This window comes from Bartonella sp. AU15XJBT, assembly GCF_028618615.1.
Lineage (GTDB): Bacteria > Pseudomonadota > Alphaproteobacteria > Rhizobiales > Rhizobiaceae > Bartonella.
Window position 1 is genome coordinate 222,095 of sequence record NZ_JAQITG010000001.1, and the last position, 24,104, is coordinate 246,198.

Annotated in this window: 19 protein-coding genes; 15 read left to right on the forward strand and 4 right to left on the reverse strand. The window is 39.3% G+C overall.

The features are described from left to right. Positions 1 to 9: 9 nt before the first annotated feature. Positions 10 to 1,293, reverse strand: coding sequence for a tRNA (N(6)-L-threonylcarbamoyladenosine(37)-C(2))-methylthiotransferase MtaB (gene mtaB / locus PVV57_RS00770; RefSeq protein ID WP_273783249.1), 1,284 nt, complete (start codon positions 1,291 to 1,293; stop codon positions 10 to 12). Further along, complete coding sequence (dapF, locus tag PVV57_RS00775; protein WP_273717404.1) at positions 1,293 to 2,144, reverse strand: diaminopimelate epimerase; 852 nt, start codon at positions 2,142 to 2,144, stop codon at positions 1,293 to 1,295. The genes mtaB and dapF overlap by 1 nt, the downstream gene beginning before the upstream one ends. Positions 2,145 to 2,370: 226 nt before the next feature. Between dapF and PVV57_RS00780 the strand changes: the two genes are divergently transcribed. The 8 genes from PVV57_RS00780 to lpdA all read left to right on the forward strand — a co-directional run bounded on the left by PVV57_RS00780 (position 2,371) and on the right by lpdA (position 13,505). Beyond that, positions 2,371 to 2,916, forward strand: a complete 546-nt coding sequence (locus PVV57_RS00780; protein ID WP_273717403.1) for an AprI/Inh family metalloprotease inhibitor — start codon at positions 2,371 to 2,373, stop codon at positions 2,914 to 2,916. Positions 2,917 to 3,014: 98 nt separating this feature from the next. Continuing rightward, positions 3,015 to 4,214, forward strand: a complete 1,200-nt coding sequence (zapE, locus tag PVV57_RS00785; RefSeq protein ID WP_273783250.1) for a cell division protein ZapE — start codon at positions 3,015 to 3,017, stop codon at positions 4,212 to 4,214. 288 nt (positions 4,215 to 4,502) lie between these two features. Continuing rightward, positions 4,503 to 5,465: a malate dehydrogenase gene (gene mdh, locus PVV57_RS00790; protein ID WP_273783251.1), complete on the forward strand. Its 963-nt coding sequence runs from the start codon at positions 4,503 to 4,505 to the stop codon at positions 5,463 to 5,465. A 91-nt stretch (positions 5,466 to 5,556) separates the two neighbouring features. Next, positions 5,557 to 6,753 (forward strand): ADP-forming succinate--CoA ligase subunit beta, encoded by a 1,197-nt coding sequence (sucC, locus tag PVV57_RS00795; protein ID WP_273783252.1) that lies wholly within the window; start codon positions 5,557 to 5,559, stop codon positions 6,751 to 6,753. A 3-nt stretch (positions 6,754 to 6,756) separates the two neighbouring features. Beyond that, positions 6,757 to 7,659 carry a succinate--CoA ligase subunit alpha gene (gene sucD, locus PVV57_RS00800; protein WP_273717399.1) on the forward strand — a complete coding sequence of 301 codons (903 nt, stop codon included), beginning with the start codon at positions 6,757 to 6,759 and terminating at the stop codon, positions 7,657 to 7,659. 164 nt (positions 7,660 to 7,823) lie between these two features. After that, a complete protein-coding gene (locus PVV57_RS00805) occupies positions 7,824 to 10,823 on the forward strand; it encodes a 2-oxoglutarate dehydrogenase E1 component (protein ID WP_273717398.1) in 3,000 nt (999 codons plus the stop codon). 32 nt (positions 10,824 to 10,855) lie between these two features. Continuing rightward, positions 10,856 to 12,067 carry a 2-oxoglutarate dehydrogenase complex dihydrolipoyllysine-residue succinyltransferase gene (odhB, locus tag PVV57_RS00810; protein ID WP_273717397.1) on the forward strand — a complete coding sequence of 404 codons (1,212 nt, stop codon included), beginning with the start codon at positions 10,856 to 10,858 and terminating at the stop codon, positions 12,065 to 12,067. A 31-nt stretch (positions 12,068 to 12,098) separates the two neighbouring features. Continuing rightward, positions 12,099 to 13,505, forward strand: coding sequence for a dihydrolipoyl dehydrogenase (lpdA, locus tag PVV57_RS00815; protein ID WP_273717396.1), 1,407 nt, complete (start codon positions 12,099 to 12,101; stop codon positions 13,503 to 13,505). Positions 13,506 to 14,769: 1,264 nt separating this feature from the next. On the opposite strand, the gene PVV57_RS00820 is transcribed toward lpdA, so the two are convergent. Next, positions 14,770 to 16,008 carry a saccharopine dehydrogenase family protein gene (locus PVV57_RS00820; protein WP_273717395.1) on the reverse strand — a complete coding sequence of 413 codons (1,239 nt, stop codon included), beginning with the start codon at positions 16,006 to 16,008 and terminating at the stop codon, positions 14,770 to 14,772. Between the two features lie 53 nt (positions 16,009 to 16,061). Then, the gene (locus PVV57_RS00825) at positions 16,062 to 17,159 is read right to left on the reverse strand and encodes a carboxynorspermidine decarboxylase (protein WP_273717539.1); all 1,098 of its coding nucleotides are present in this window, start codon (positions 17,157 to 17,159) and stop codon (positions 16,062 to 16,064) included. Positions 17,160 to 17,319: 160 nt separating this feature from the next. Between PVV57_RS00825 and PVV57_RS00830 the strand changes: the two genes are divergently transcribed. From PVV57_RS00830 to mnhG, 7 genes are all read left to right on the forward strand, one after another. Then, complete coding sequence (locus tag PVV57_RS00830) at positions 17,320 to 17,817, forward strand: BA14K family protein (RefSeq protein ID WP_273717394.1); 498 nt, start codon at positions 17,320 to 17,322, stop codon at positions 17,815 to 17,817. 232 nt (positions 17,818 to 18,049) lie between these two features. Next, the gene (locus PVV57_RS00835) at positions 18,050 to 20,971 is read left to right on the forward strand and encodes a monovalent cation/H+ antiporter subunit A (RefSeq protein WP_273783253.1); all 2,922 of its coding nucleotides are present in this window, start codon (positions 18,050 to 18,052) and stop codon (positions 20,969 to 20,971) included. Continuing rightward, the gene (locus PVV57_RS00840) at positions 20,971 to 21,312 is read left to right on the forward strand and encodes a Na+/H+ antiporter subunit C (RefSeq protein ID WP_012232609.1); all 342 of its coding nucleotides are present in this window, start codon (positions 20,971 to 20,973) and stop codon (positions 21,310 to 21,312) included. Before PVV57_RS00835 ends, PVV57_RS00840 begins: the two co-directional genes overlap by 1 nt. Then, positions 21,312 to 22,934, forward strand: a complete 1,623-nt coding sequence (locus PVV57_RS00845; RefSeq protein WP_273717392.1) for a monovalent cation/H+ antiporter subunit D — start codon at positions 21,312 to 21,314, stop codon at positions 22,932 to 22,934. Before PVV57_RS00840 ends, PVV57_RS00845 begins: the two co-directional genes overlap by 1 nt. Further along, the gene (locus PVV57_RS00850) at positions 22,931 to 23,416 is read left to right on the forward strand and encodes a Na+/H+ antiporter subunit E (RefSeq protein WP_273717391.1); all 486 of its coding nucleotides are present in this window, start codon (positions 22,931 to 22,933) and stop codon (positions 23,414 to 23,416) included. The genes PVV57_RS00845 and PVV57_RS00850 overlap by 4 nt, the downstream gene beginning before the upstream one ends. Then, positions 23,413 to 23,694, forward strand: coding sequence for a K+/H+ antiporter subunit F (locus PVV57_RS00855; protein ID WP_120121498.1), 282 nt, complete (start codon positions 23,413 to 23,415; stop codon positions 23,692 to 23,694). The genes PVV57_RS00850 and PVV57_RS00855 overlap by 4 nt, the downstream gene beginning before the upstream one ends. Continuing rightward, complete coding sequence (mnhG, locus tag PVV57_RS00860; RefSeq protein ID WP_273717390.1) at positions 23,691 to 24,101, forward strand: monovalent cation/H(+) antiporter subunit G; 411 nt, start codon at positions 23,691 to 23,693, stop codon at positions 24,099 to 24,101. Before PVV57_RS00855 ends, mnhG begins: the two co-directional genes overlap by 4 nt. The last annotated feature ends 3 nt before the right edge of the window (positions 24,102 to 24,104 follow it).

A 24,104-nucleotide genomic window follows, 5' to 3' on the forward strand; every position in this document is an offset into this window, starting at 1 on the left:
TTTTCCGGCTCAAGCAGCGTTTAATTTTGGAAGGACAGCAATTAATTTATCGCCATCATGGTCAATGATAAGGGCTTGAACAATTGTTCCTGCTTTTGCACCTTTAATTTGTACAAGAGTATAATCTTCTGTTCGTCCAATTTCATCTTTTTCAACGAGAATTGTTTGTTGACTGTTTTGTAAATGAGCAAGATGTTTTTGGTAAGCTTCCTCACCTGCTTTACGCAATCTTTCAGCACGCATCTTAACTATTTTACGGTTGACTTGTGGTATCCGTGCGGCAGGTGTACCTTCTCTTGGACTAAAGGGGAAAACATGAAGGTGGGTTAAATGACAATCTTTGATTAAAGCAAGACTGTTTTGAAACATCTCTTCTGTTTCCGTAGGAAAACCAGCAATCAAGTCGGCACCATAAACCATTGTAGGACGTTTGGCACGCAATTCTTGGCAAAATTGAATAGCATGTTCACGCAAATGCCGACGTTTCATCCGTTTTAAAATCATATTATCGCCTGCTTGCAAAGATAAATGCAAATGAGGCATGATCCTTTTTTCATAAGCTAAAAGATTTATGAGTTCTTCATCTGCTTCAATGGAATCAATAGATGAGAGGCGTAATCGGGCTAAGTCAGGGATATGATGCAAAATGGCTGAAGTTAATTTTCCTAGAGTAGCTTTTCCAGGCAGATCGTGACCATAACTTGTAAGGTCAACACCTGTAAGGACCACTTCTTGAATTCCCTCGCCTGTCAGTTTTCTAATTTGCTCTATGACAGCCCCCATGGGAACTGAACGAGATGGTCCACGTCCATAAGGAATAATGCAAAATGTACAGCGATGATCGCATCCGTTTTGCACTTGTACAAAAGCGCGGGTGCGTTCTTGCATTGCACTGACCATATGGGGAGCAATTTTTTGCACTTCCATGATATCATTGATGCGCACCTTTTCGGAATGGTTAATACCAAAATCAGGAAGTTGACGATAAGAATGGGCATGAAGTTTGTCTTCGTTTCCTAAAACGAGATCCACTTCTGTCATCGAGGCAAAATTTTGTGCTTCTGTTTGGGCGGCACAGCCTGTTACAATAATGCGGGCATGAGGATTTTCGCGTCGCGCTTTGCGGATAGCTTGTTTTGCTTGCCGTACGGCTTCGGCAGTGACGGCGCAGGTATTGAAAATAATAGCACCATCTTTAAGCTGGTCTAGCCCTGAAGAAGTGCTTTCTTTGCGAATAATTTCCGATTCGTAGCTATTGAGTCGACAACCAAAAGTTACAATTTCTACTGCCATCAAGAGTTATCCTTTTTGTAGCAGCCTGTTAAAGGATTTAAAAAACCACTAAATTGATATTTTATTGGTCCCGTCATGATAATGTGATCGTCTTCTCGGTAAAAAATATTAAGTATTCCCCCTGGTGAGTTTACATCCATATGGCGCTGTATCAGACCACGTCGATAAGCGGCCACTGCACTGGCACAAGCAGCACTCCCACATGCTTGTGTTAATCCTGCTCCTCGCTCCCATGTACGTAAATTTAGACTTTTCTTTGACGTTATGCAAGCAATGGAAATATTGCATCGTTCCGGAAAAAGGGGATCATGTTCAAGTTTTGGTCCATATTTTTCTAATGGAATATGTTGAATATCATTTTTAACAAAAAAGATAGCATGGAGATTACCAATAGATATAAGGCAAGCATCTTTTAGGGGACCAGCCGTAATGTCTACATGATTTGTATCAACTATTTCACGTGAAACAGGCATTTCTTTTGCATTGAAATTTGGGCATCCCATATCAACAGAGATGAGATTGTCGGCCTGCCGTTTTCCTTCAATAATTCCAGTGGGTGCTTCTAAACGAAAATTTTCACCAAAATTGTGGTCTGTGAGCCATGCAATGACACAGCGGGTACCATTGCCACAAGCTTTAGCCTTTGAACCATCAGCATTCCATATTTCGATGCGGAAGTCGGCTTCGTTCTTTGTTGGGTTGTGGATAGCCATGATTTGATCAAAATGCATTTCGGGATCTGCCGATAAAGCAAGGATTGCTTGTACTGTGAGAGCCTGTGTGCTTTCACGCATATCAGCAACAATAATTTGATTTCCAAGACCGTCCATTTTGCTAAATGGCGTTTTCATGAAATTTCTCTATTTCTAATAATTACTTATCAAGGGATATATGACTGAAAAACTTATAAATTTCTAGTGTTTAATAAATATAAAATTGGATACATAACTGACTTTCATTTAAAATAAGTGATTTTAATCCTGTTTTTTTAATTTGTTAATTTATCTTTGTCATTATAACGAATATTCACTTAATTTTTTTGTGAGTTTATTTATTGTCGTGGGAGAGAGTACAAATATGGCGTTTTCAAAAATTTCGTTTTTCGTTGCAATGTCAACAGTAATGCTTTTAGGGGGATGTTCAACAATGCGGTTTGACAATAATGACAGTAGCAACGCATTAGAAGTTTTTTATCCATCTCAACAAATGACAACATTGGAAGTGTCTGATGTGTCGTCTGCTTCTTCTTCGATATCTGAAGCTGTAAACGCCTCGATGTATGAGAAAGGAGATGCTCAGAGTGATGGACGAATGGCTAGTCTCGAATTGCCAAGCAATGCCACTGATTTAGTTCCTGCAAGTATTGCTGGGGTATGGAATCTTTCTGTGGGGGGTAAAGTTTGCCGGATTGCAACGCCACAAACAAAGTTTGGACAAGGGTACCGCGCTGGCCCTTTACACTGTCCAGGAATTGCTTCCCAAGTGAGATCGTGGGCTGTTAAAGGAAAAAGATTATATTTTTACAATAATTCTGGACGTGTTATCGTTGCACTTTATTCTTCAAATCTTGATCGTTTTGAAGGACGTACACTTGATGATCATCCCGTTGTTTTAAGCCGTTAGATCATTTTTGACCGTTTATGAAAAAATAAGCTATATGGACAGATTCGTAAAAAGAATTTGTATTTTTCATTGAAAACGGTTGGGAAAAGGTTGTTTGGATGATTCTCGTTTCAACACGCTATAAGGAACTGGTTTCTAAAGGGAAAGTCCGTTTTGATCCAGCTCAATTGGCTGTAACAGAGCACTTTGATCATTTATTAAAAAAAATTTCGGAACAAAATGCTTCTCGTCCTTGGTATTGGATATTTTGGTCTTTTTTAAAAAGAATATTTAAAAAGAAAAGACAAAATTTCGCTCATGTTGCAAAACAAGGAGATGAAAATGATTCTTTTCAAGGGTTATATATTTATGGTGAAGTAGGACGGGGCAAAACCATGCTGATGGATTTGTTCTTTTCTTGTTTGCCTAAGAGCCATAAAAAGCGCGCCCATTTTAATGATTTTATGGCTGATGTGCATGAGCGTATTAATTTTTATCGTCAAACATCTGGGCGTGAAAAATCTAAACAAGATAATCCTATTTTAGCTGTTGCTGAAGATCTTGCACGAGAAGCAAAGGTGCTTTGTTTTGATGAATTTAGTGTAACAGATATTGCTGATGCTATGGTGTTGGGGCGGCTTATTTCTGCTTTGTTTGATAAGGGAATTTTCTTTATTGCGACTTCAAATGTGGCGCCGGATAATCTTTATTATAACGGTTTAAATCGTGAACTCTTTTTGCCTTTTATTCAAGTTTTGAAAGCATATGTTCGTGTTGTTAATCTTGATGCAAAAACAGATTATCGTCTTGAAAAATCAAATCTACAGCCCGTGTATGTAACACCATTAGGGAAAAAAGCAGATGAATGTATGGATCAAGCATGGGCATTTGTGTTGCAAGGACATAAGGAAATATCTGATGAGCTTTCTATAAGAGGGCGCCTTATTCCTATTCCGCGTTTTGCTGCCGGTTGTGCACGCTTTAATTATCGAGACTTGTGTACAAAACCTTTGGCCGCAGCTGAGTATTTGGTATTAGGGGAGCGTTATCATACGATTTTTATTGATAATGTACCGATCATGGATGATACATGTCGCAATGAAACAAAACGGTTTATTTTGCTTATAGATATTCTTTATGAGCGCCACATCCGGTTATTTATGTCGGCAGCAGCAGGGGTGGAGGATTTGTATAAGGGGCATGCTCAGACCACGGAAACATTTGAATTCCAAAGAACACAGTCACGTCTTTTTGAAATGCAAAGCTATGATTATTTGAAGTTTTGGGAAGAACATTTTCTTTTGAAGAAGAAGCGTTGATTATACTTTTACCTTTACGTAAACTGTAAAAACAATAACTCTTTGAAATTAAAGAAATGTAATAATTCTGTTGTATTTTTTTTAAATTCACTTTATCGATACATCATGATAATTTTCTAATAGTTGTTTCTGCGGAGGGTTGTTGTTTTTGTAAGGAGAGAAATTTGTAAATTTCATTTATTTACTCCTTTTTATGATATTATTTAAAAATGATTGAAGTCAAAAATATTCAGTTTATGGGCGCTGATGAGTGTGCGCTGAATTATCTGAAAGTTAGGAAAAAATAAAATGGCACGAAAAAAAATAGCTCTCGTTGGTTCAGGTATGATTGGTGGTACCTTAGCACATATTATTGGGTTGAAAGAGCTTGGTGATGTGGTCTTATTTGATATTTCGGAAGGTATGCCACAGGGTAAAGCTCTTGATATTGCTGCATCTTCTCCCGTTGATGGTTTTGATGTCAATTTAAAAGGTGCAAATACTTATGAAGCAATTGAAGGGTCTGATGTTGTTATTGTAACAGCAGGGGTGGCACGGAAACCTGGCATGAGCCGTGACGATCTTTTAGGTATTAATTTAAAAGTCATGGAACAAGTTGGTGCTGGGATTAAAAAGTATGCACCTTCAGCTTTTATTATTTGTATCACAAATCCTCTTGATGCAATGGTATGGGCATTACAGAAATTTTCAGGTCTTCCGGTGCATAAAGTGGTGGGTATGGCTGGTATTCTGGATTCAGCGCGTTTTCGTTATTTTTTATCTGAAGAATTTAAAGTCTCTGTTAAAGATGTGACAGCATTTGTTTTAGGTGGGCATGGTGATTCAATGGTGCCCTTGGTGCGTTATTCAACAGTTGGTGGTATTTCTTTGCCTGATCTTGTTAAAATGGGTTGGACAACACAGGAAAGAATTGATCAAATTATTCAACGTACTCGTGATGGTGGTGCAGAAGTTGTTAGTTTGTTAAAAACAGGTTCTGCTTATTATGCACCAGCTGCTTCTGCTGTTTCTATGGCTGAAGCCTATTTAAAAGATACTAAGCGTGTTGTGCCTGTTGCAGCCTATCTTTCAGGGGAATATGGGGTTAATGATACCTACGTTGGTGTTCCTGTTGTACTTGGTGCGGGTGGTGTTGAAAGAGTCATTGAAATTGATCTTGATAAAGAGGAAAGAGATGCTTTTGATTATTCCGTCAATGCGGTTAAAAAGCTTTGTGAAGCTTGTATTGCTCTTGTGCCTAGTCTCAAGTAAATAAAACAAGCTTTCGTTCATTAAAATAAAGTATTTTAGAATATTAGAACTTTAGTATTAATAATAATCCATAAAAGAAAGGGACTAATGCATGAATATCCACGAGTATCAGGCCAAACGTCTGCTTCATGAATATGGAGCACTCATTGCCAATGGTGTTGCTGTTTATTCTGTAGAGCAAGCTGAAAAATGGGCAAAAAAATTGCCCGGACCTCTCTATGTGGTTAAAAGTCAGATACACGCTGGTGGTCGTGGTAAGGGTAAGTTTAAAGAACTTGGTCCTGATGCAAAGGGTGGTGTTCGGCTTGCACAATCTGTTGAAGAAGTTGTTGCAAATGTTCAAGAAATGCTTGGAAAAACTTTGGTAACCAAACAAACTGGTCCAGAGGGTAAACAGGTCAATCGTCTTTATATTGAAGATGGTGCTGATATTGAGCGCGAACTTTATCTTTCACTTTTGGTTGATCGTAGTGTTGGTCGGATTGCTTTTGTTGTTTCAACAGAAGGTGGCATGGATATTGAAACGGTTGCTGAAGAGACGCCAGAAAAAATCTTCACACTGCCTATTGAAGTGTTAGAGGGTGTTACCTCTGCTGATTGTGCAAGACTTTGTGATGCATTAGAATTGCGCGATAGTGCACGGGAAGATGGTGAAAAGCTTTTTCCAATTCTCTATAAGGCATTTTGTGAAAAAGATATGAGCCTTTTAGAAATCAATCCGCTTATTGTGATGAAAGATGGTCACTTGCGCGTCCTTGATGCGAAAGTTTCTTTTGATAATAATGCTTTGTTTCGTCATCCAGATATTTTAGAATTACGCGATCTTTCAGAAGAAGATCCAAAAGAAATCGAAGCCTCAAAGCATGATCTTGCTTATGTTGCTCTTGAGGGCACAATTGGTTGTATGGTCAATGGTGCTGGTCTTGCTATGGCAACCATGGATATCATTAAGCTTTATGGAGCTGAACCGGCAAATTTTTTGGATGTTGGTGGTGGCGCATCAAAAGAAAAGGTGACAGCTGCTTTTAAGATTATTACGGCTGATCCAAATGTTAAGGGTATTTTGGTTAACATTTTTGGTGGTATTATGCGTTGTGATGTCATTGCTGAAGGTGTGGTTGCTGCTGTTCGTGAAGTTGGTTTAAAGGTTCCCTTGGTTGTTCGTCTTGAAGGCACGAATGTTGAGCAGGGTAAAGCGATTATCAATGACAGTGGTTTGAATGTTATTCCCGCCGATGATTTAGATGATGCTGCTCAAAAAATTGTTGCAGCCGTGAAGGGAGCTTAAGCGATGTCAATTCTTGTGAATAAAGAGACGAAAGTTCTGGTTCAGGGGCTTACAGGAAAAACAGGAACATTTCATACAGAACAAGCGCTTGCTTATCATGGCACGCAAATGGTCGGTGGTGTTAATCCTAAAAAGGGTGGGGAAACATGGGAAGGTTCAAAAGGTGAAACTCTTCCTATCTTTGCTAGTGTTGCAGAAGCAAAAGAAAAAACAGGCGCAGATGCTTCCGTTATTTATGTTCCTCCAGCAGGGGCTGCGGCAGCTATTATAGAAGCTATTGAAGCTGAAGTTCGTTTAATTATCTGTATTACGGAAGGTATTCCTGTTATGGATATGGTGAAAGTAAAGGCGCGATTAGAAAACTCAAAATCTCGTCTTATTGGTCCTAATTGTCCTGGTATTCTCACGCCAAATGAATGTAAAATTGGTATTATGCCTGGTTCTATTTTTAGAAAAGGCTCTGTCGGGGTTGTTTCACGGTCGGGAACTTTAACTTATGAAGCTGTTTTTCAAACGAGTCAGGAAGGTCTCGGACAAACAACCGCTATAGGGATTGGTGGTGATCCTGTTAAAGGGACAGAATTTATTGATGTGTTGGAAATGTTTTTGGCGGATGATGAAACCCAGTCTATTGTTATGATTGGTGAGATTGGTGGTTCTGCTGAAGAAGAAGCGGCACAGTTTCTGCAAGATGAAGCAAGAAAAGGGCGTAAAAAGCCAGTTGTTGGCTTTATTGCTGGCCGCACGGCTCCTCCAGGTCGTACAATGGGACATGCTGGTGCTGTTATTTCTGGTGGTAAAGGTGGAGCAGAAGATAAAATTGCAGCAATGGAATCAGCAGGGATTCGTGTGTCTCCTTCGCCATCACAGATAGGTAAGACTTTGTTGTCAGTTTTGAATGGCTAAAAGAAAATTTCATCTGGATAAGAATATTTTCTTAATTCAGGTGAAAAAAGCTTGAGTATAAAAAAGTAAAACTTTTTTGAATGTTCGTACCCTCATCTGCTTTGTAAGCATTTAAAGGTCGAAAAGAGATATAAGGAGACGGAATAGATGTTCCGGAGAGGTATATGGCAAGGCAGGACGAGATAAATAGTCTTTTTGCACAGACATCATTTCTTTATGGTGGGAATGCGGATTATATAGATCAACTTTATGCTCAGTATGAAAAAGATCCTACCAGTGTTGATTCACAGTGGCGTGCTTTTTTTGAAGGTCTTCATGATAACAAAGAAGATGTTCTCAAAAATGCTGAAGGAGCAACGTGGCAGCGTGATAATTGGCCATTAAAGCCAGATGGTGAGTTGGTTTCTGCTCTTGATGGTGATTGGTCTTCTCTTGAAAAATATCTTGGTGATAAATTAAAAGAAAAAGCAGTAACAGGGGTTGCTCAAAAGGGAAAAGCTTCTAGTGAACAAGATGTTATTCGCGCAACGCGTGATTCTGTTCATGCCATTATGATGATTCGTGCGTTTCGAGCTCGGGGGCATCTTCGGGCAAAGCTTGATCCTCTTCAATTGGCGGAAAAACTGGAAGATTATAAAGAACTTTCTCCAGAAGCTTATGGTTTTACTCCTGCTGATTATGAACGTCCAATTTTTATTGATAATGTTTTAGGGTTGGAATATGCAACTATTCCGCAAATGCTTGAAATTCTCAATCGTACCTATTGTTCAACAATCGGTGTGGAATATATGCATGTTTCTGATCCCGTCCAGAAAGCATGGCTTCAAGAGCGTATTGAAGGGCGAGATAAAAAAATTGCTTTCACACAGCAAGATAAGAAAGCTATCCTGAATAAGCTTATTCAAGCAGAAGGATTCGAACAGTTTTTAGACACGAAATATAAAGGGACAAAACGTTTTGGACTTGATGGTGGTGAGGCGCTGATTCCTGCTCTTGAGCAGATTATTAAATGCGGTAGTGCTTTAGGGGTGCGGGAAGTTATTTTAGGAATGGCCCATCGTGGTCGTTTAAATGTTCTTTCACAAGTTCTCGCTAAGCCGCATAGAGCCATCTTTCATGAATTCAAAGGGGGATCTTATAAGCCAGACGATGTAGAGGGATCAGGTGATGTTAAATATCATTTAGGAACGACGGCTGATTTGGACTTTGATGGGAATAAAGTGCATTTATCACTTTTGGCTAATCCCTCGCATCTTGAGATTGTTGATCCGGTTGTTATGGGAAAAGCACGTGCTAAACAAGATCAACTTGTGGGACCTACACACACTGATTCACTCCCATTAAGTGAGCGTTCAAAAGTGTTGCCATTGCTTATTCATGGTGATGCTGCTTTTGCAGGACAAGGCGTTATCCAAGAAACTTTTGGTCTTTCAGGTCTTAAAGGTTATCGTGTTGCAGGCTCACTTCATGTTATTATCAATAATCAGATTGGTTTTACAACAGCGCCACGTTTTTCACGTTCTTCGCCTTATCCATCTGATGTTGCAAAAATGATTGATGCTCCTATTTTCCATGTGAATGGTGATGATCCTGAAGCTGTTGTTTTTATTGCAAAAATAGCAATGGAGTTTCGTCAAATTTTCCATAAACCGGTGGTCATTGATATGTTTTGTTATCGCCGATATGGACATAATGAAGGCGATGAACCTTCCTTTACGCAGCCACTTATGTATAAAGCAATTCGTAGTCATAAAACAACACTTCAGCTTTATAGTGATCAATTGATAGCAGAAGGAATGGTTTCTTTAGAAGAGATTGAGCAACAAAAAAAGCTCTGGCGTGATAAACTTGAAGGTGAGTTTGAAGCAAGTGCTTCTTATAAGCCTAATAAGGCTGATTGGCTTGATGGAAGCTGGACGGGCATTAAAGCTTTTAGTCATACTGACGAGCAACATTCTAGAACAACGGGTGTTGAGTTAAAGACTTTAAAGGAAATTGGTCAGAAACTTGTCGAAGTTCCAGCAAATTTTAATGTTCATAAAACGATACAGCGTTTTTTAAACAATCGTGCTAAAATTTTTGAAACGGGTGAGGGGGTTGATTGGGCAACCGCTGAAGCTTTAGCTTTTGGTTCACTTTGTTTAGAAGGAGCGCCAGTTCGTCTTTCCGGTGAAGATGTTGAACGGGGAACTTTTTCACAACGTCATTCAGTTCTTTATGACCAAGAAAATGAAGCGCGTTATATTCCTTTGAATCATTTACAAAAGGGGCAAGCGCTTTATGAAGTTGTTAATTCTATGCTTTCTGAAGAGGCTGTTCTTGGTTTTGAATATGGATATTCTCTTGCTGAACCACGGGGATTAACACTTTGGGAAGCTCAATTTGGTGACTTCTCTAATGGTGCGCAGGTCATCTTTGATCAATTTATTTCATCCGCAGAGCGTAAATGGCTTCGTATGTCTGGTCTTGTGTGTTTATTGCCTCATGGTTTTGAAGGACAAGGACCGGAACATTCTTCTGCACGTCTAGAGCGGTTTCTTCAACTTTGTGCGGAAGATAATATGCAGGTTGCTAATTGTACAACCCCTGCAAATTATTTTCATATTTTGCGTCGACAAATTAAGCGTGATTTCCGTAAGCCTTTGATTTTAATGACACCAAAATCACTTTTGCGTCATAAGCGGGCTGTTTCTCTTCTCAGCGAAATGGGGCCAGAAACGAGTTTCAGTCGTGTGTTGCTTGATGATGCAGAATGTCTCAAAGATTCTATCGTTAAGTTGCAAAAAGATAATAAAATTCGCCGTGTCGTTCTTTGTACGGGTAAGGTTTATTACGACCTTTATGAAGAACGTGAAAAAAAGGGTATCGATGATGTTTATCTCCTTCGTGTTGAACAATTGTATCCTTTCCCTGCAAAAGTTTTGGTGAATGTGTTGTCGCGCTTTTTGCAGGCAGAAGTTTTTTGGTGCCAAGAAGAGCCAAAAAACATGGGGGCTTGGTCATTTATTGAGCCTTATTTGGAATGGGTTTTGACGCATATTAATGCGCAATATTCACGTGCTCGTTATGCTGGACGTTCGGCGAGTGCGTCACCGGCCTCTGGGTTAATGGTGAAACACCTTGAACAACTGACTGCGTTTCTTAAAGACGCGTTAGGTTCTTAATTTGTTACTACTCTGATGTATGGAAAAATATTATGACTACTGAAATCCGTGTTCCTACTTTGGGCGAATCGGTTACTGAAGCAACGGTTGGCAAATGGTTTAAAAAACTTGGCGAAGCTGTCGCTATGGATGAGCCTTTGGTTGAATTAGAAACTGATAAGGTAACCGTTGAAGTTCCTTCTCCTGTTGCTGGGAAATTATCTGAAATCATCGCAAAGGAAGGCGATACGGTTAAAGTCAATGCTCTTTTAGGAGCGGTGGAAGCTGGCAAAGCTGGTGTCTCCCAATTATTTTCGCCTTCTGCTACACCTGTTCCAGCGGCTTCATCTGAATCGGAGAAGTCTGCTTCGAGCAGTACCATGCCTCCCTCACCCTCAGCCGCAAAATTGATGGCTGAAAATAATGTTGCAAAAAGCGATATTTCAGGTTCTGGAAAACGTGGACAAATTCTTAAAGAAGATGTTCTTGGTGGATTAGAACAAAGGACAAGCACTCCTACACCTTCTTCCTCTGTGACGAGCTCTTCTGTAACTCCTGTTTCAGAAATGCGTGAAGAGCGGGTTCGTATGACGAAATTGCGTCAAACAATTGCGCGCCGTCTTAAAGATGCGCAAAATGTAGCAGCAATGTTAACCACATTTAATGAGGTTGATATGTCAGCGGTGATGGATTTGCGCAAGCGTTATAAGGATCTTTTTGAAAAGAAACATGGTGTTAAACTTGGTTTTATGGGATTTTTTACCAAAGCTGTTTGTCATGCATTAAAAGAACTTCCTGCTGTTAATGCCGAAATTGATGGAACAGATATTGTTTACAAAAACTATGTCAATGTTGGAATTGCTGTTGGAACGGATAAAGGACTTGTCGTTCCAGTGGTGCGTGAAGCAGATCAAATGTCATTGGCAGAGATTGAAAAAGAGATTGGCCGTTTGGGACGTCTTGCACGTGATGGAAAATTAGCCGTTTCTGATATGCAAGGCGGAACTTTTACCATTACCAATGGTGGTGTGTATGGGTCGTTGATGTCAACACCGATTTTGAATGCACCACAATCTGGTATTTTGGGAATGCATGCGATTAAAGAGCGAGCAATGGTTGTTGAGGGCCAAGTGGTAATCCGCCCTATGATGTATTTAGCGCTTTCTTATGATCACCGTATTGTGGATGGGCAAGAAGCTGTAACTTTCCTTGTGCGTGTTAAGGAGAGCTTAGAAGATCCAGAACGCCTTGTTCTTGATTTGTAAAATACAGTTTTCAGGATGAAAGGAGAAACGGATGTCTTATGATGTGGCTGTGATCGGAGCGGGTCCAGGTGGTTATGTAGCAGCAATAAAGGCGGCACAACTAGGGCTTAAAGTAGCGATTATTGAAAAGCGTACAACATTAGGGGGAACATGTCTCAATGTTGGTTGTATACCTTCTAAAGCGTTGTTGCACGCTTCAGAAGTGTTTGCTGAAACCCAGCATGGTTTTGAAACGCTTGGTATTTCTGTTGGCAAATCTAAGCTTAATCTTGAACAAATGATGGTTCATAAGAAAGCTGTGGTGACAGCCAATACAAGTGGCGTTTCTTTTTTGATGAAAAAAAATAAAGTTGATACTTTTTTGGGGACAGCCAAAATTTTGAGTGCGGGTCATGTGGAAGTTGTTGCCAGAGATGGTAGTCAGCAAACAATTGAAACAAAAAATATTATTATTGCTACGGGTTCAGAGAGTTCGGGCATTCCAGGGGTAAATGTTGAAATTGATGAAAAGACGATTGTTTCTTCGACGGGAGCCCTTTCACTTGAAAAAGTACCAGCGCGTATGATTGTGGTTGGTGCTGGTGTCATTGGTTCAGAACTTGGATCGGTTTGGAGCCGTTTAGGGGCTAAAGTGACCATTATTGAGTATCTTAATAAAGTTTTGGGCTCAATGGATGGTGAAGTTTCACGTCAATTTCAGAAATTAATGGAAAAACAAGGGATTCAATATAAAACGGGTGCAAAGGTAACAGCTGTCACAAAATCTGATTCAACAGCTCAGGTGAGCTTTGAATCTGTCAAAGGTGGCGAATCTGAAACCTTAGAGGCTGATGTTGTGCTTATTGCGACTGGGCGTTCTCCTTATACGCAAGGGCTTGGCTTAAGTGAGGCTGGTGTTCAGTTAGATGAACGCGGATTTATTGGAATTGATGCCCATTGGCAGACGAATATTCCAGGAATTTATGCGATTGGTGATGTCGTAAAAGGGCCAATGTTAGCACATAAAGCAGAAGAAGAAGGCGTTGCTGTGGCAGAAATTTTGGCAGGTCAAAAAGGGCATGTTAATTTTGATGTTATTCCTAGTGTTGTTTATACGCAGCCGGAAATTGCGAGTGTAGGAAAGACAGAAGAAGAACTGAAAGCAGCCGGTATTGAATATAATGTTGGCAAATTTCCTTTTATGGCTAATGGTCGTGCACGTGCGATGCAAAGGAGTGATGGGTTCGTTAAAATTCTTGCTGATAAAAAAACAGATCGGGTTTTGGGGGGGCATATTCTTGGATTTGCTGCTGGTGAAATGATCCACGAAATTGCAGTTTTAATGGAGTTTGGTGGTTCATCAGAAGATTTAGGCCGCTGTTGTCATGCGCACCCTACCTTATCAGAAGCAGTGCGTGAAGCAGCGTTGGCAACATTTGCTAAACCGCTTCATATTTAAAAATCTTTTAAAAAGTACATTTTAAAAGGCACAAGGCGCAGTAAATATTTGTGAAGCATGCAACCAAAATTTTAGAAAGAATGAAACCAATAGTATGAGGTGTTTCACTTAATTTGTTGTGTGCTTTTCAATAATTGTTGTTTTAGATTTCAGTTGTGCAGTTCTGATTGATTATCTTGTTGTGCACACTCTGTTTAGAGTGATGGTATTTAGTCGCATTTAGTCTATGTAAAGTTTTACATATGAGGTATTTTTATGCTGTTATAAAATATTCAAGATAGGATTTTCAGCCTATTTGCGTGCTTTGTTTTAAGAAAACAGCTCTCAAAACCCTCAAGTCTATTTTGCGAGAGTATGCTTGTGGACGGTATAATCGTAAAGTTTTTCGTGAAGTATATAAAACCCATTATGCACTATTATCTTTATGCTTAATAAAAGGTATAAGTCGGTACCATAAGTTATATTTACGAGCCTTCAATTATACAATTTTTGGTTATTTGAAAGCGTTTATAAGAGGTATTTTTTCTTTTCTTGCTCTTTTATTTACACGGACCTCTTCCGCTTGTGACATGTAAAAGAAATGGTTTTGATTAATTCAATATAAACAGATTTGAAGTGAGAGAATCCTAGGGTATTAGGGCCCTCATTCAACGTGCAAAACAATAAGTTATATTTACAGTTTGTTGGATATTCAGAGCAAAGTTTGCTTATAGCGTTCAATGGAGTGTAAAGCTAAGCGGAAGGTTTTCGATCAGAAGCTGGATTATTTACAGACTATTGTGTTTATAGAAACGATATGTTAATGATTATAAATCAATAGGTTATATATAACATGAATCTCGATGAGAAGAGAAGCCAAGGGGAATTTTCTTAAAGAAATAGGATTGTTTAATGATTGCTGCGGATTGAGGGTCTTTGTCCTTAAAAAGGAAGAAGCCGATCAAATATTTCACAAAATACCACTCTTTTAAAAAAAGAGCGGTATTTTTATATCTTTTGTTGAGACACTCTCTTTTTGATGACAATAGCAGATCATACAATGTGATTAAATCAGTTTTGCTTCTTTGTTCTTCTTGATCATTGTTTGCTGTGTCTTAAAAAGGTGATCTCGATTTCCTTTAAGGTTTTTAAGAAATCCCAATGTTGCCAAAATATAACCTATAGCTGAATTTTTCGGAAAAACATAATTTCATAAGAACATTAAGTTTGTTTTCATTTGACAGTTTTGTGATAATTTAAAAAATCAAACCTAATAAGGATAAATCTAAAATTGTAATTTTTTATCCTCTTCTTGTTCTCTTATAAAGGTGGAAAGCCCCATATGATCAAGATATTTGAGGAAAGGGTGGGGTGGTAATTCTTCTACGTTGACCATCGTTTTAACATCCCATTCGCCTGTGGCAATGAGAAGAGCAGTTGCGGCTGCTGGTACACCAGCTGTATAGGAAATACCTTGTGCTCCTGTTTCATGAAAAGCTTGTTTGTGATCGGCTACGTTATAGATAAAAATTTCTTTTGGTTTTCCATCTTTTTCGCCTTTGATCAGATCTCCGATACAGGTTTTTCCTGTGTAGTCTGGAGCAAGAGAGGAGGGGTCAGGTAAGACAGCTTTTACAACTTTTAAAGGGACGACTTCTTGTCCTTCTGCGGTTTTAATGGGCTGTTCGGATAAGAGACCAAGATTTTTCAAAACGGTAAAAACAGTGATATAACGATCACTAAATCCCATCCAGAAGCGGACATTTTGGACATCAAGATTTTTGGAAAGTGAATGAATTTCATCATGTCCTGTCATATAGGTTTTTTGTTTTCCGACAACGGGAAGATCCCATTCATGGCTGACTTCAAACATTTTATTGGAAGTCCATTTTTTATTTTGCCATGACCATACTTGTCCTGTAAATTCACGGAAATTAATTTCTGGATCAAAATTTGTAGCAAACCAACGCCCATGACTTCCAGCATTAATATCAATAATATCAATATCTGTGATTTTATCAAAATAACATTCATGTGCTAGCGCCGCATAGGCATTTACCACACCTGGATCAAAGCCTGCGCCTAAAATAGCAGTGATACCCGCTTGTTCACATTCTTGACGCCGAGGCCATTCATAATTGCCATACCAAGGGGGTGTTTCACAAATTTTAAGAGGATCTTCATGAATGGCAGTATCGATATAAGCGCATTTTGTTTTTATACAAGCTGAAAGAACAGACATATTAAGAAAAGCTGAACCAACATTAATGACAATTTCGCATTTGGTTTTTTGGATGAGCTTTACAGTTTCTTCTACATTCATGGCATTGAGCGAATGGCCTTTGAGAACACCTTGTTCTTTCATGGTGTTTTTTTCTTTAATAGAAGCAATAATGGCCTCACATTTTTTGAGTGTTCGTGAAGCAATATGAATTTCACCAAGAATATCGTTGTTTTGAGCACATTTGTGCGCAACAACTTGTGCAACACCTCCAGCACCAATAATGAGAACATTTTTTTTCATTGTAGGTTCATCTCCTTTTTAATACTGTTATATGACGTTTTTTGTGGTTATCTTTATGAAAGGCTTGTCCGATAGTCATTGTAGCTAAATTGGCGTTGCAGCGTTAATGTACCATCGCATTCTTTGAGAACAATAGCAGGCATTTTCACACCATTAAACCAGTTTTTCTTGACCATTGTATAACCTGCTGCATCTTGAAAAGACAGTCTATCCCCTATTTTAAGAGGTTTTTGAAATTGAAATGTTCCAAAAATATCGCCAGCAAGACATGATTTTCCGCAGATCATAATTTCGTGTTCTCCTTGATTGGGTTCTAATTTAGCATTTTCACGATAAATGAGAAGATCAAGCATATGGGCTTCAATTGAGCTATCAACGATGGCAAGATTCTTTTCGTTGTACAATGTGTCAAGAACGCTGACTTCTAGAGTGGTGCTTTTGGTGATGGCGGCTTCTCCTGGTTCTAGAAAAAGAGTGACACCATGGGTTTTGGAAAAACGCTTTAAGCGTTCTGCGAAAGCTTCTAGAGGATAATTTTCAGCCGTAAAATGAATTCCACCGCCAAGGCTTATCCAGTCTACAGCAGCAAAAAGCTCTGAAAACTTTTCTTCCATAATCCCAAGCATTTGGTTAAAAAGATTAAAGTCAGCATTTTCACAATTGTTATGGATCATCAAGCCATTGATGAGAGGCAAAACTTCTTTAATAGCACTTTGGTTTGTTTCTCCTAAGCGACTAAAAGGGCGGGAGGGATTAGCAAGATCAAAATTGGATGCACTTATTCTTGGATTTAATCTTAGACCTCGTTGAATGGTTTTTGTTGCATCAGAAAAGCGTTGAAGTTGTTGGATTGAGTTAAAGATAATTTTATCTGCATAACCACAAGCTTCATCAATTTCATGATCGGCCCAAGCAACCGAATAGGCATGGGTTTCTTTGCCAAATTTTTCTCTTCCTAAACGAAGTTCATAAAGGGATGATGAGGTGGTTCCATCCATGAATTCAGACATTAAATCAAAAACACTCCACGTGGCAAAACATTTCAAAGCGAGTAAAACTTTTGCTTCTGACATTTCTCGTAAACGAGAAATTGTTTGCATATTTTTGATGAGTTTCGATTTGTCTATAAGGTAGTAGGGGGTTTTTATCATCATTTATTCATTCTTTTTTGAAGGATCTTATTGCTAAGATTAGCGTTTAGTACAAAGAGTAACAGAATGTTTCAAGAAAAAAGAATCTTAAGAAAAGAATCTGTTTCTGTCTAGCAATAGAAAAGCTTTCTGTAACGGCTGTTGTTTATTGTTTTGAGTTTTGCGTATGAAAAAAAAATTATATTATGCTTTAGCTTTTGTATTTGTGAGTAGTTTTTTCCTTATAACAACTGCTCTTGTTCATTGGGGGCAAAATAGAGGTGATGCTAAAGCAAAACTGGTCTCTCAGACCTCTGTCCAAGAGAGTTTGGTGCCTTTGATTTTTACGGGGCGTAGAGAACTGAATGGTTTTAAGGGTTATCATCATTATCGGCGTGGTTATGTTAAGTATAAAGATAATTGGTGGTATCCTGAAGCGGCTTTTGTTACATCACCGCACTTAAGCACAAAAGGCGCATCATTAAAAGTTGTATCAGATGCTAACAGAGTGTTTTTAACTTCCTTCTCAGAAAAGCCAGAAAAAAAAGAGCCATGGATGCTTAAACAACATATTGAATCTTGTCGTGCCCGTTATCGCTCTTATAATAAAAATGATAATAGTTTTCAGCCTTTTCATGGGCCTCGTAAACAGTGTTTATCGCGCTTTTTTAAAGGATAGAAATGATTAAATAAAATTTCAATTGCTTCTTGTCGTGAGCGTTATTGTTCTTACAATAAAAAGAAAACTTGTGTGGTACGCTGCATTTCCATGCAAGGGTTGTTTTTTGAAAAATTTAAGTGCTTTTAAGTTTTATTAAATCTTATTATCATTAAGTGTAGAATGGGGGGTGAAAATATAAATTTTTGTTTTGTCAATGACAAAATATTAAGGGCAAGATGGAGCTGAAAAAATGACAACACGGGAAGCAATGTTGATATTGCTCATTTTGCTTCCCTTTTGTGGAAGTGCTGTTATTGGCTTTTTTCGTTCGACAGCAAAAAATAATGAAGCTTGGTTTGCTGGGGGGATTGCTCTCTTTAGTCTTCTTTTTACAACCATGCTTTATCCGGCAATTCGTGGCAATCACATTATCCGTTTAAATATTTCTTGGCTTCCAGAATGGGGGGGTAATTTGATCCTCCGGATGGATGGTCTGTCGTGGCTTTTTTGTTTGCTCATTACAGGAATAGGGCTGCTTGTCGTTGTTTATGCTCGTTATTATATGGATCCCGCGGATTCTGTACCACGATTTTTTTCTTTTTTTCTAGCCTTTATGGGCTCAATGACAGGGATTGTTTTATCAGGGAATCTCGTGTTTTTGGTTGTTTTCTGGGAACTCACCAGTATTTTCTCTTTTTTGTTGATTGGTTACTGGTATCATAATACGAGTGCGCGTGAAGGGGCGCGTATGGCTTTAACGATTACAGGCTTTGGTGGTTTTGCCCTTTTTATTGGGGTTTTATTGATTGGGTATATCGTTGGTAGTTTTGATCTGGATAAAATTTTGCAGTCTGGAGATGTGATCCGATCAAATTCGCTTTATTGTCCTGCCCTCATTTGTATTTTATTGGGCGGACTAACAAAAAGCGCACAGTTTCCTTTTCATTTTTGGTTGCCTAATGCGATGGCAGCTCCAACACCGGTATCAGCTTATCTGCATTCGGCAACGATGGTAAAAGCTGGGTTATTTTTGCTGGTTCGTTTATGGCCCGTGCTCTCTGGGACAGAGACTTGGTTTTGGTTGGTTGGCTTTTCAGGACTTTCAACACTTCTTCTTGGCGCTTATTTTTCTATGTTTCAGCAAGATTTAAAGGGATTATTGGCTTACTCAACGATTAGTCATCTTGGATTGATTACCACGCTTTTAAGCCTTGGGAGTCCCCTTGCATGTGTTGCAGCGATTTTTCATATGGCCAATCATGCTACTTTTAAAGCTTCTTTATTTATGGCCGCTGGCATTATTGATCACGAAACGGGAACTCGTGATATGCGTAAGCTGACAGGTCTTTATCGCTCTATGCCGATTACAGCGACTCTTGCTTTAGTCGCAAGTGCGGCGATGGCTGGTGTTCCTTTGCTCAATGGTTTTTTATCGAAAGAAATGTTTTTTGCTGAAGCTGTTGCAACGCATATGGAATCATGGCTTGATTGGATTGCTCCTTATGTAGCAACGCTTGCTAGCTTGTTTAGTGTAACCTATTCTATACGTTTTATTCATGGTGTTTTTTGGGGACCAAAATCTCATACATTACCTAAAATTCCCCATGAACCACCGCATTTTATGCGTTTACCCATGGAGCTTTTGGTGTTTATTTGTTTGGCCGTTGGTATTTTTCCTAATTTAACAATCGGGCCTATTTTAGATAATGCTGTTGTGTCTGTTTTAGGACCGATGACGATTTCTTATAACTTGGCTGTTTGGCATGGGGTTAATACGCCATTAATGATGAGTTTGGTGGCTTTATTAGGAGGCGGCTTGCTCTATGTTGTCGGGCGGCCTTATTTTTTATCTTGCGATGATGGTGCTCCCTTTTTTCGTCATTTGAAAGGACCGCGTATTTTTGAACGTATTCTTGTGATTATTTCTTGGAAATGGGCTCGTGCGGTGGAAGCTGTTTTGTCAACACGTCGTTTGCAAATCCAGTTGCACTGGATTTTTGCTGTTTGTTTTATTTTTGTTGGTCTTTTGCTTTGGCGTGATGGTTTAATTGCACCAGGAGGGTTATCGCTTTTTCCACTTGATATTCCTTTTCTCGCGCTTTGGCTGGTCGGTGGATTGTGCGCACTTTTAGTCGCTTGGCAAGCAAAGTTCCATCGTCTTGCATCACTCATGCTTTTGGGGGGAGCGGGTTTGATGACGTGTGCAACCTTTTTATGGTTTTCTGCGCCTGATTTGGCTATAACGCAATTGGTTGTTGAAGTGGTGACAGTTGTCTTATTATTGCTTGGTTTGCGTTGGTTGCCTAAGCGTGTGCATAATCCTGCTCTAACGTCTGTTCATTTTGGGGTGCGTTTACGTCGCGCCCGTGATTTCATCATAGCAATTATGGGAGGTTCTGGTGTTGCATGGCTCTCTTTTGCAATGATGACACGTCCTCAAGGGACAACAGTTTCTAATTTTTTTCTGAAAAATGCTTATTGGAGTGCTGGTGGTCGCAATGTTGTGAATGTATTGTTGGTTGATTTCCGTGGTTTTGATACGATGGGAGAGGTTGTGGTTTTGGGCGGTGTTTCTTTGACTGTTTTTGCTCTTTTACGTCGATTCCGTCCTGCTCCTGAAAGTATTGAGCCGCCATTTCAACAACGTGTTCAGGAAGCTTTTGATAAGGCACAGCCGGAACGAAATGTGGGGGATACAGTATTGAATTATCTCGCTATACCTTCTGTTATTATGGGGTGGCTTTTTTCCGTTATTATTGCTTTTTCTTTTTATTTATTTGTGCGGGGACATGATCTTCCAGGTGGTGGGTTTGTTGGCGGTGTGACTTTAGCAATAGGCTTTATTTTGCAGTATCTTGCACGGGATATTCGTTGGGTGGAAAACCATTTAAGAGTTCTGCCTTTACGCTGGATGGGCTTTGGCTTATTGCTATCGGTTGTAACGGGAGCAGGGGCTTTGTTTGTTGGGTATCCTTTTTTAACATCATTTTTCCAATATATTCATGTGCCATTGATTGGAAAGGTTCCTGTAGCATCTGCTTTTTTGTTTGATTTTGGTGTGTTTTCTCTTGTGTTGGGAGCAACGATTCTCATTTTAATTGCACTTGCTCATCAATCAATACGCAGTTACCGAATCGGTAAAAAGCCTGCTTTAAAAGAGAAGGAAAATTAATGGAAATTATTCTTTCTTTGGCCATTGGTGTTCTTGTCGGATCTGGAATTTGGCTCATTTTGCGTCCCCGAACTTTTCAAGTCATTCTTGGTTTGTCTTTGATATCTTATGGTGTCAATCTTTTTATATTTGCAATGAGTAGACCGCGCAGTAATGCAGCGCCAATTGTGGATCCTACGATGGTGATCAATCCAGCGAATTATGTTGATCCTCTTCCACAGGCTTTGGTTTTAACTTCAATTGTGATCGGCTTTGCAACGACAGCTTTATTTTTGGTTATCTTATTGGTTTCACGCGGTTTAACGGGTTCAGATCACGTTGATGGACGTGAGGTACAGTGATGGAAGCTTGTGTGCATCATCTGCTTATTTTGCCGATTCTTTTGCCGTTAAGTACTGGAGCCCTTCTTCTTTTCTATGATGAACGGCGTTCAAAACTGAAATCACTCATAAGTGTTTTTTCTGCCGCATTGTTAGTTGTCGTTGCTGTTTTACTGGTTATGCGTGCTCTTGAAGTTGCACCAGCTGTGGATGTTTATCGGCTTGGTAATTGGCCTTCTCCTTTTGGTATTGTTTTGGTGCTTGATCGCTTAAGCGCTATGATGCTTTTGCTTTCTAGCTTATTGATCAGCGCGGCGTTGGTTTTTGCACGGGCACATTGGTATAAAGCGGGTCCTCATTTTCAGTCATTGATGCAATTTTTCATGGTTGGAATAAACGGCGCTTTTTTAACAGGTGATTTATTTAATTTATTTGTATTTTTTGAAGTGATGTTAACAGCTTCTTATGGCCTTGCGTTGCATGGTTCTGGTCCGTTACGTGTGCGCGCTGGGTTGCATTATGTCGTGGTTAATCTGGTTGCTTCGTTGTTTTTTCTCGTTGGTGCAGCGCTTATTTATGGAATCGTGGGCACCCTCAATATGGCTGATTTGGCTGTAAAAATACAATATATAGCTTCTAGCGATATGACTTTATTCGAAATAGGGGCTGCGCTTTTGGGAATTGCTTTCTTAATTAAAGCAGGGGCGTGGCCATTGAATTTTTGGTTAATGCCAACTTATAGTGCAGCAGTAGCCCCTGTTGGAGCTTCTTTTGCACTTTTAAGCAAGGTCGGTATTTATATTATTTTACGTTTAACATTGTTATGGTTTGGACCAGAAAGTGGACATTTTAGCCATTTTGGTCAAACGGTTTTGTTCTACGGTGGGCTTGCCACTATGGCTTTTGGTTTTATTGGGGTGTTGGCAAGCCAAGTCTTGGTACGTTTGGCAGCTTATAGTGTTTTGGTTTCTTCTGGGACATTGTTGACAGCAATCGGGATCGGCAATACAGCACTAATCGCAGGTGTACTCTTTTATATTGTTTCTTCAACTTTGGCACTGGGTGCTTTTTTTCTTGTTGTAGAATTGGTTGAACGCTGTCAAGATGTGGCAGCCAATGTTTTGACGGTTACAATGGAAGTCTATGGGGACGATGAAGAGGAGGAGGAAGATGAAGTAGGGACTTATTTACCGGTAACTTTGGCCATTCTTGGGGCTTGTTTTGGTCTTTGTGCACTTTTGATTATTGGTCTGCCCCCTTTTTCTGGTTTTGTTGCTAAATTTATGATGTTTGTCGCACTCTTAAACCATAGTAAAGAAAATATTTCTACCTCTCTACCCGTTTATCACGATTGGCTTTTTATAATTTTTGTCACTCTATCTGGTTTTGCTGCTTTGATTGCGATGACACGAACGGGCATTCGAACTTTTTGGGTTTCTCTTGAAGGGAGAATTCCACGGGTGCAGGTGATTGAATTTGCACCTGTTGCTGTTCTACTTGCTTTGTGTTTTCTGATTACAATTGTCGCTGGTCCTGTTAGTCGTTATATGTTTGAAACAGCGAAAGGCTTGTATGAACCTCAAAATTATATTGGTAGCGTTTTAGATGATTTTTCTCTTGAAAATAGGAGGATTCATCAGTGAAACATTGTTATTTTTTCCCTTTTTCTAGTGTGGCAATTATTTTTATGTGGCTGATCTTAAATGGCTTTAGTTTCGGTCAATTGCTTTTAGGCGTTATCATTGCTTTGTTTGGGGGGTGGGTGATGCGGCTTCTTGAGCCGGAAAAAATAACGATTAAAAGTTGGCGTGCCGTTTTTCAGCTGCTTTTTCGTGTGTTTATTGATTCTATCGTTTCAAATATTGCTGTGGCTTGTTTCATTTTAACCAAAAGATCTAAAAAACAGCAGTCTGGTTTTATTGTGGTGCCCATTTCGCTTGAAAGTCGCACGGCTTTAGCTGTTTTGGCATGTATTCTTTCTGCAACTCCAGGAACTGTTTGGATTGCCTATAATAGAAAGAATAGTGAACTTTTGCTTCATGTCTTAAATTTTAAAAATGGATATGATTACCAAAAATTGATCAAAAAACGCTATGAACAATTACTTTTGGAGATTTTCTCATGAGTATGGTGATCCTTTATTGGGGGCTTTATCTCTCGCAGTTTTTTTTAAGTTTGGCAATGATTCTCGCACTGTTTCGGTTGATTCGTGGTCCACGGGCGCAAGATCGGATTGTGGGATTGGATGCTCTTTATATAATCACTATTCTTTTGTTTCTTACATTCGACATCCGTTCAGGAACAACCATTTATTTTGTGGCAGCGCTCATTGTTGGCTTATTGGGTCCTGTATCAAGTATTGCGTTGGCAAAATTTCTTATGCGGGGGGAGATTATTGAATGAAGGATGATGTATCGCTTGTTGTTGCACTTGCTGTTACGGTTTTTTTGATATTAGGATCTGGTCTCACCTTGATTGGAACGATAGGGTTGGTGCGTCTTCCCACTTTTTATAAGCGTTTACATATGCTTTCGTTGAGTACAAGTTGGGGCGCTGGCAGTATTCTTATTGCGTCGTTTCTTTATTCAACTTTTGTAGATCATCATTTTGTTTTTCATGAATTTTTGTTGATGATTTTTTTACTTGTAACAACACCGGTCGCTTCAATGTTGGTATCACAAGCAGCGGCTTATCGGCACTATTCAGAAAATAAATTAGAAAAACCCCTGGCTCTTTTATCACGTCAAATGGAAAAACAAACATCTGCTTCCGATGAAATATCATGCAATACGAGCCAGAGCGATTTTTAAGAT

Excerpts from the sequence above, each read along its gene's own strand:
- mtaB (WP_273783249.1), bottom strand. The coding sequence starts at position 1,293 with ATGGCAGTAGAAATTGTAACTTTTGGTTGTCGACTCAATAGCTACGAA.
- dapF (WP_273717404.1), bottom strand. The coding sequence starts at position 2,144 with ATGAAAACGCCATTTAGCAAAATGGACGGTCTTGGAAATCAAATTATT.
- PVV57_RS00780 (WP_273717403.1), top strand. The coding sequence starts at position 2,371 with ATGGCGTTTTCAAAAATTTCGTTTTTCGTTGCAATGTCAACAGTAATG.
- zapE (WP_273783250.1), top strand. The coding sequence starts at position 3,015 with ATGATTCTCGTTTCAACACGCTATAAGGAACTGGTTTCTAAAGGGAAA.
- mdh (WP_273783251.1), top strand. The coding sequence starts at position 4,503 with ATGGCACGAAAAAAAATAGCTCTCGTTGGTTCAGGTATGATTGGTGGT.
- sucC (WP_273783252.1), top strand. The coding sequence starts at position 5,557 with ATGAATATCCACGAGTATCAGGCCAAACGTCTGCTTCATGAATATGGA.
- sucD (WP_273717399.1), top strand. The coding sequence starts at position 6,757 with ATGTCAATTCTTGTGAATAAAGAGACGAAAGTTCTGGTTCAGGGGCTT.
- PVV57_RS00805 (WP_273717398.1), top strand. The coding sequence starts at position 7,824 with ATGGCAAGGCAGGACGAGATAAATAGTCTTTTTGCACAGACATCATTT.
- odhB (WP_273717397.1), top strand. The coding sequence starts at position 10,856 with ATGACTACTGAAATCCGTGTTCCTACTTTGGGCGAATCGGTTACTGAA.
- lpdA (WP_273717396.1), top strand. The coding sequence starts at position 12,099 with ATGTCTTATGATGTGGCTGTGATCGGAGCGGGTCCAGGTGGTTATGTA.
- PVV57_RS00820 (WP_273717395.1), bottom strand. The coding sequence starts at position 16,008 with ATGAAAAAAAATGTTCTCATTATTGGTGCTGGAGGTGTTGCACAAGTT.
- PVV57_RS00825 (WP_273717539.1), bottom strand. The coding sequence starts at position 17,159 with ATGATAAAAACCCCCTACTACCTTATAGACAAATCGAAACTCATCAAA.
- PVV57_RS00835 (WP_273783253.1), top strand. The coding sequence starts at position 18,050 with ATGACAACACGGGAAGCAATGTTGATATTGCTCATTTTGCTTCCCTTT.
- PVV57_RS00840 (WP_012232609.1), top strand. The coding sequence starts at position 20,971 with ATGGAAATTATTCTTTCTTTGGCCATTGGTGTTCTTGTCGGATCTGGA.
- PVV57_RS00845 (WP_273717392.1), top strand. The coding sequence starts at position 21,312 with ATGGAAGCTTGTGTGCATCATCTGCTTATTTTGCCGATTCTTTTGCCG.
- PVV57_RS00855 (WP_120121498.1), top strand. The coding sequence starts at position 23,413 with ATGAGTATGGTGATCCTTTATTGGGGGCTTTATCTCTCGCAGTTTTTT.
- mnhG (WP_273717390.1), top strand. The coding sequence starts at position 23,691 with ATGAAGGATGATGTATCGCTTGTTGTTGCACTTGCTGTTACGGTTTTT.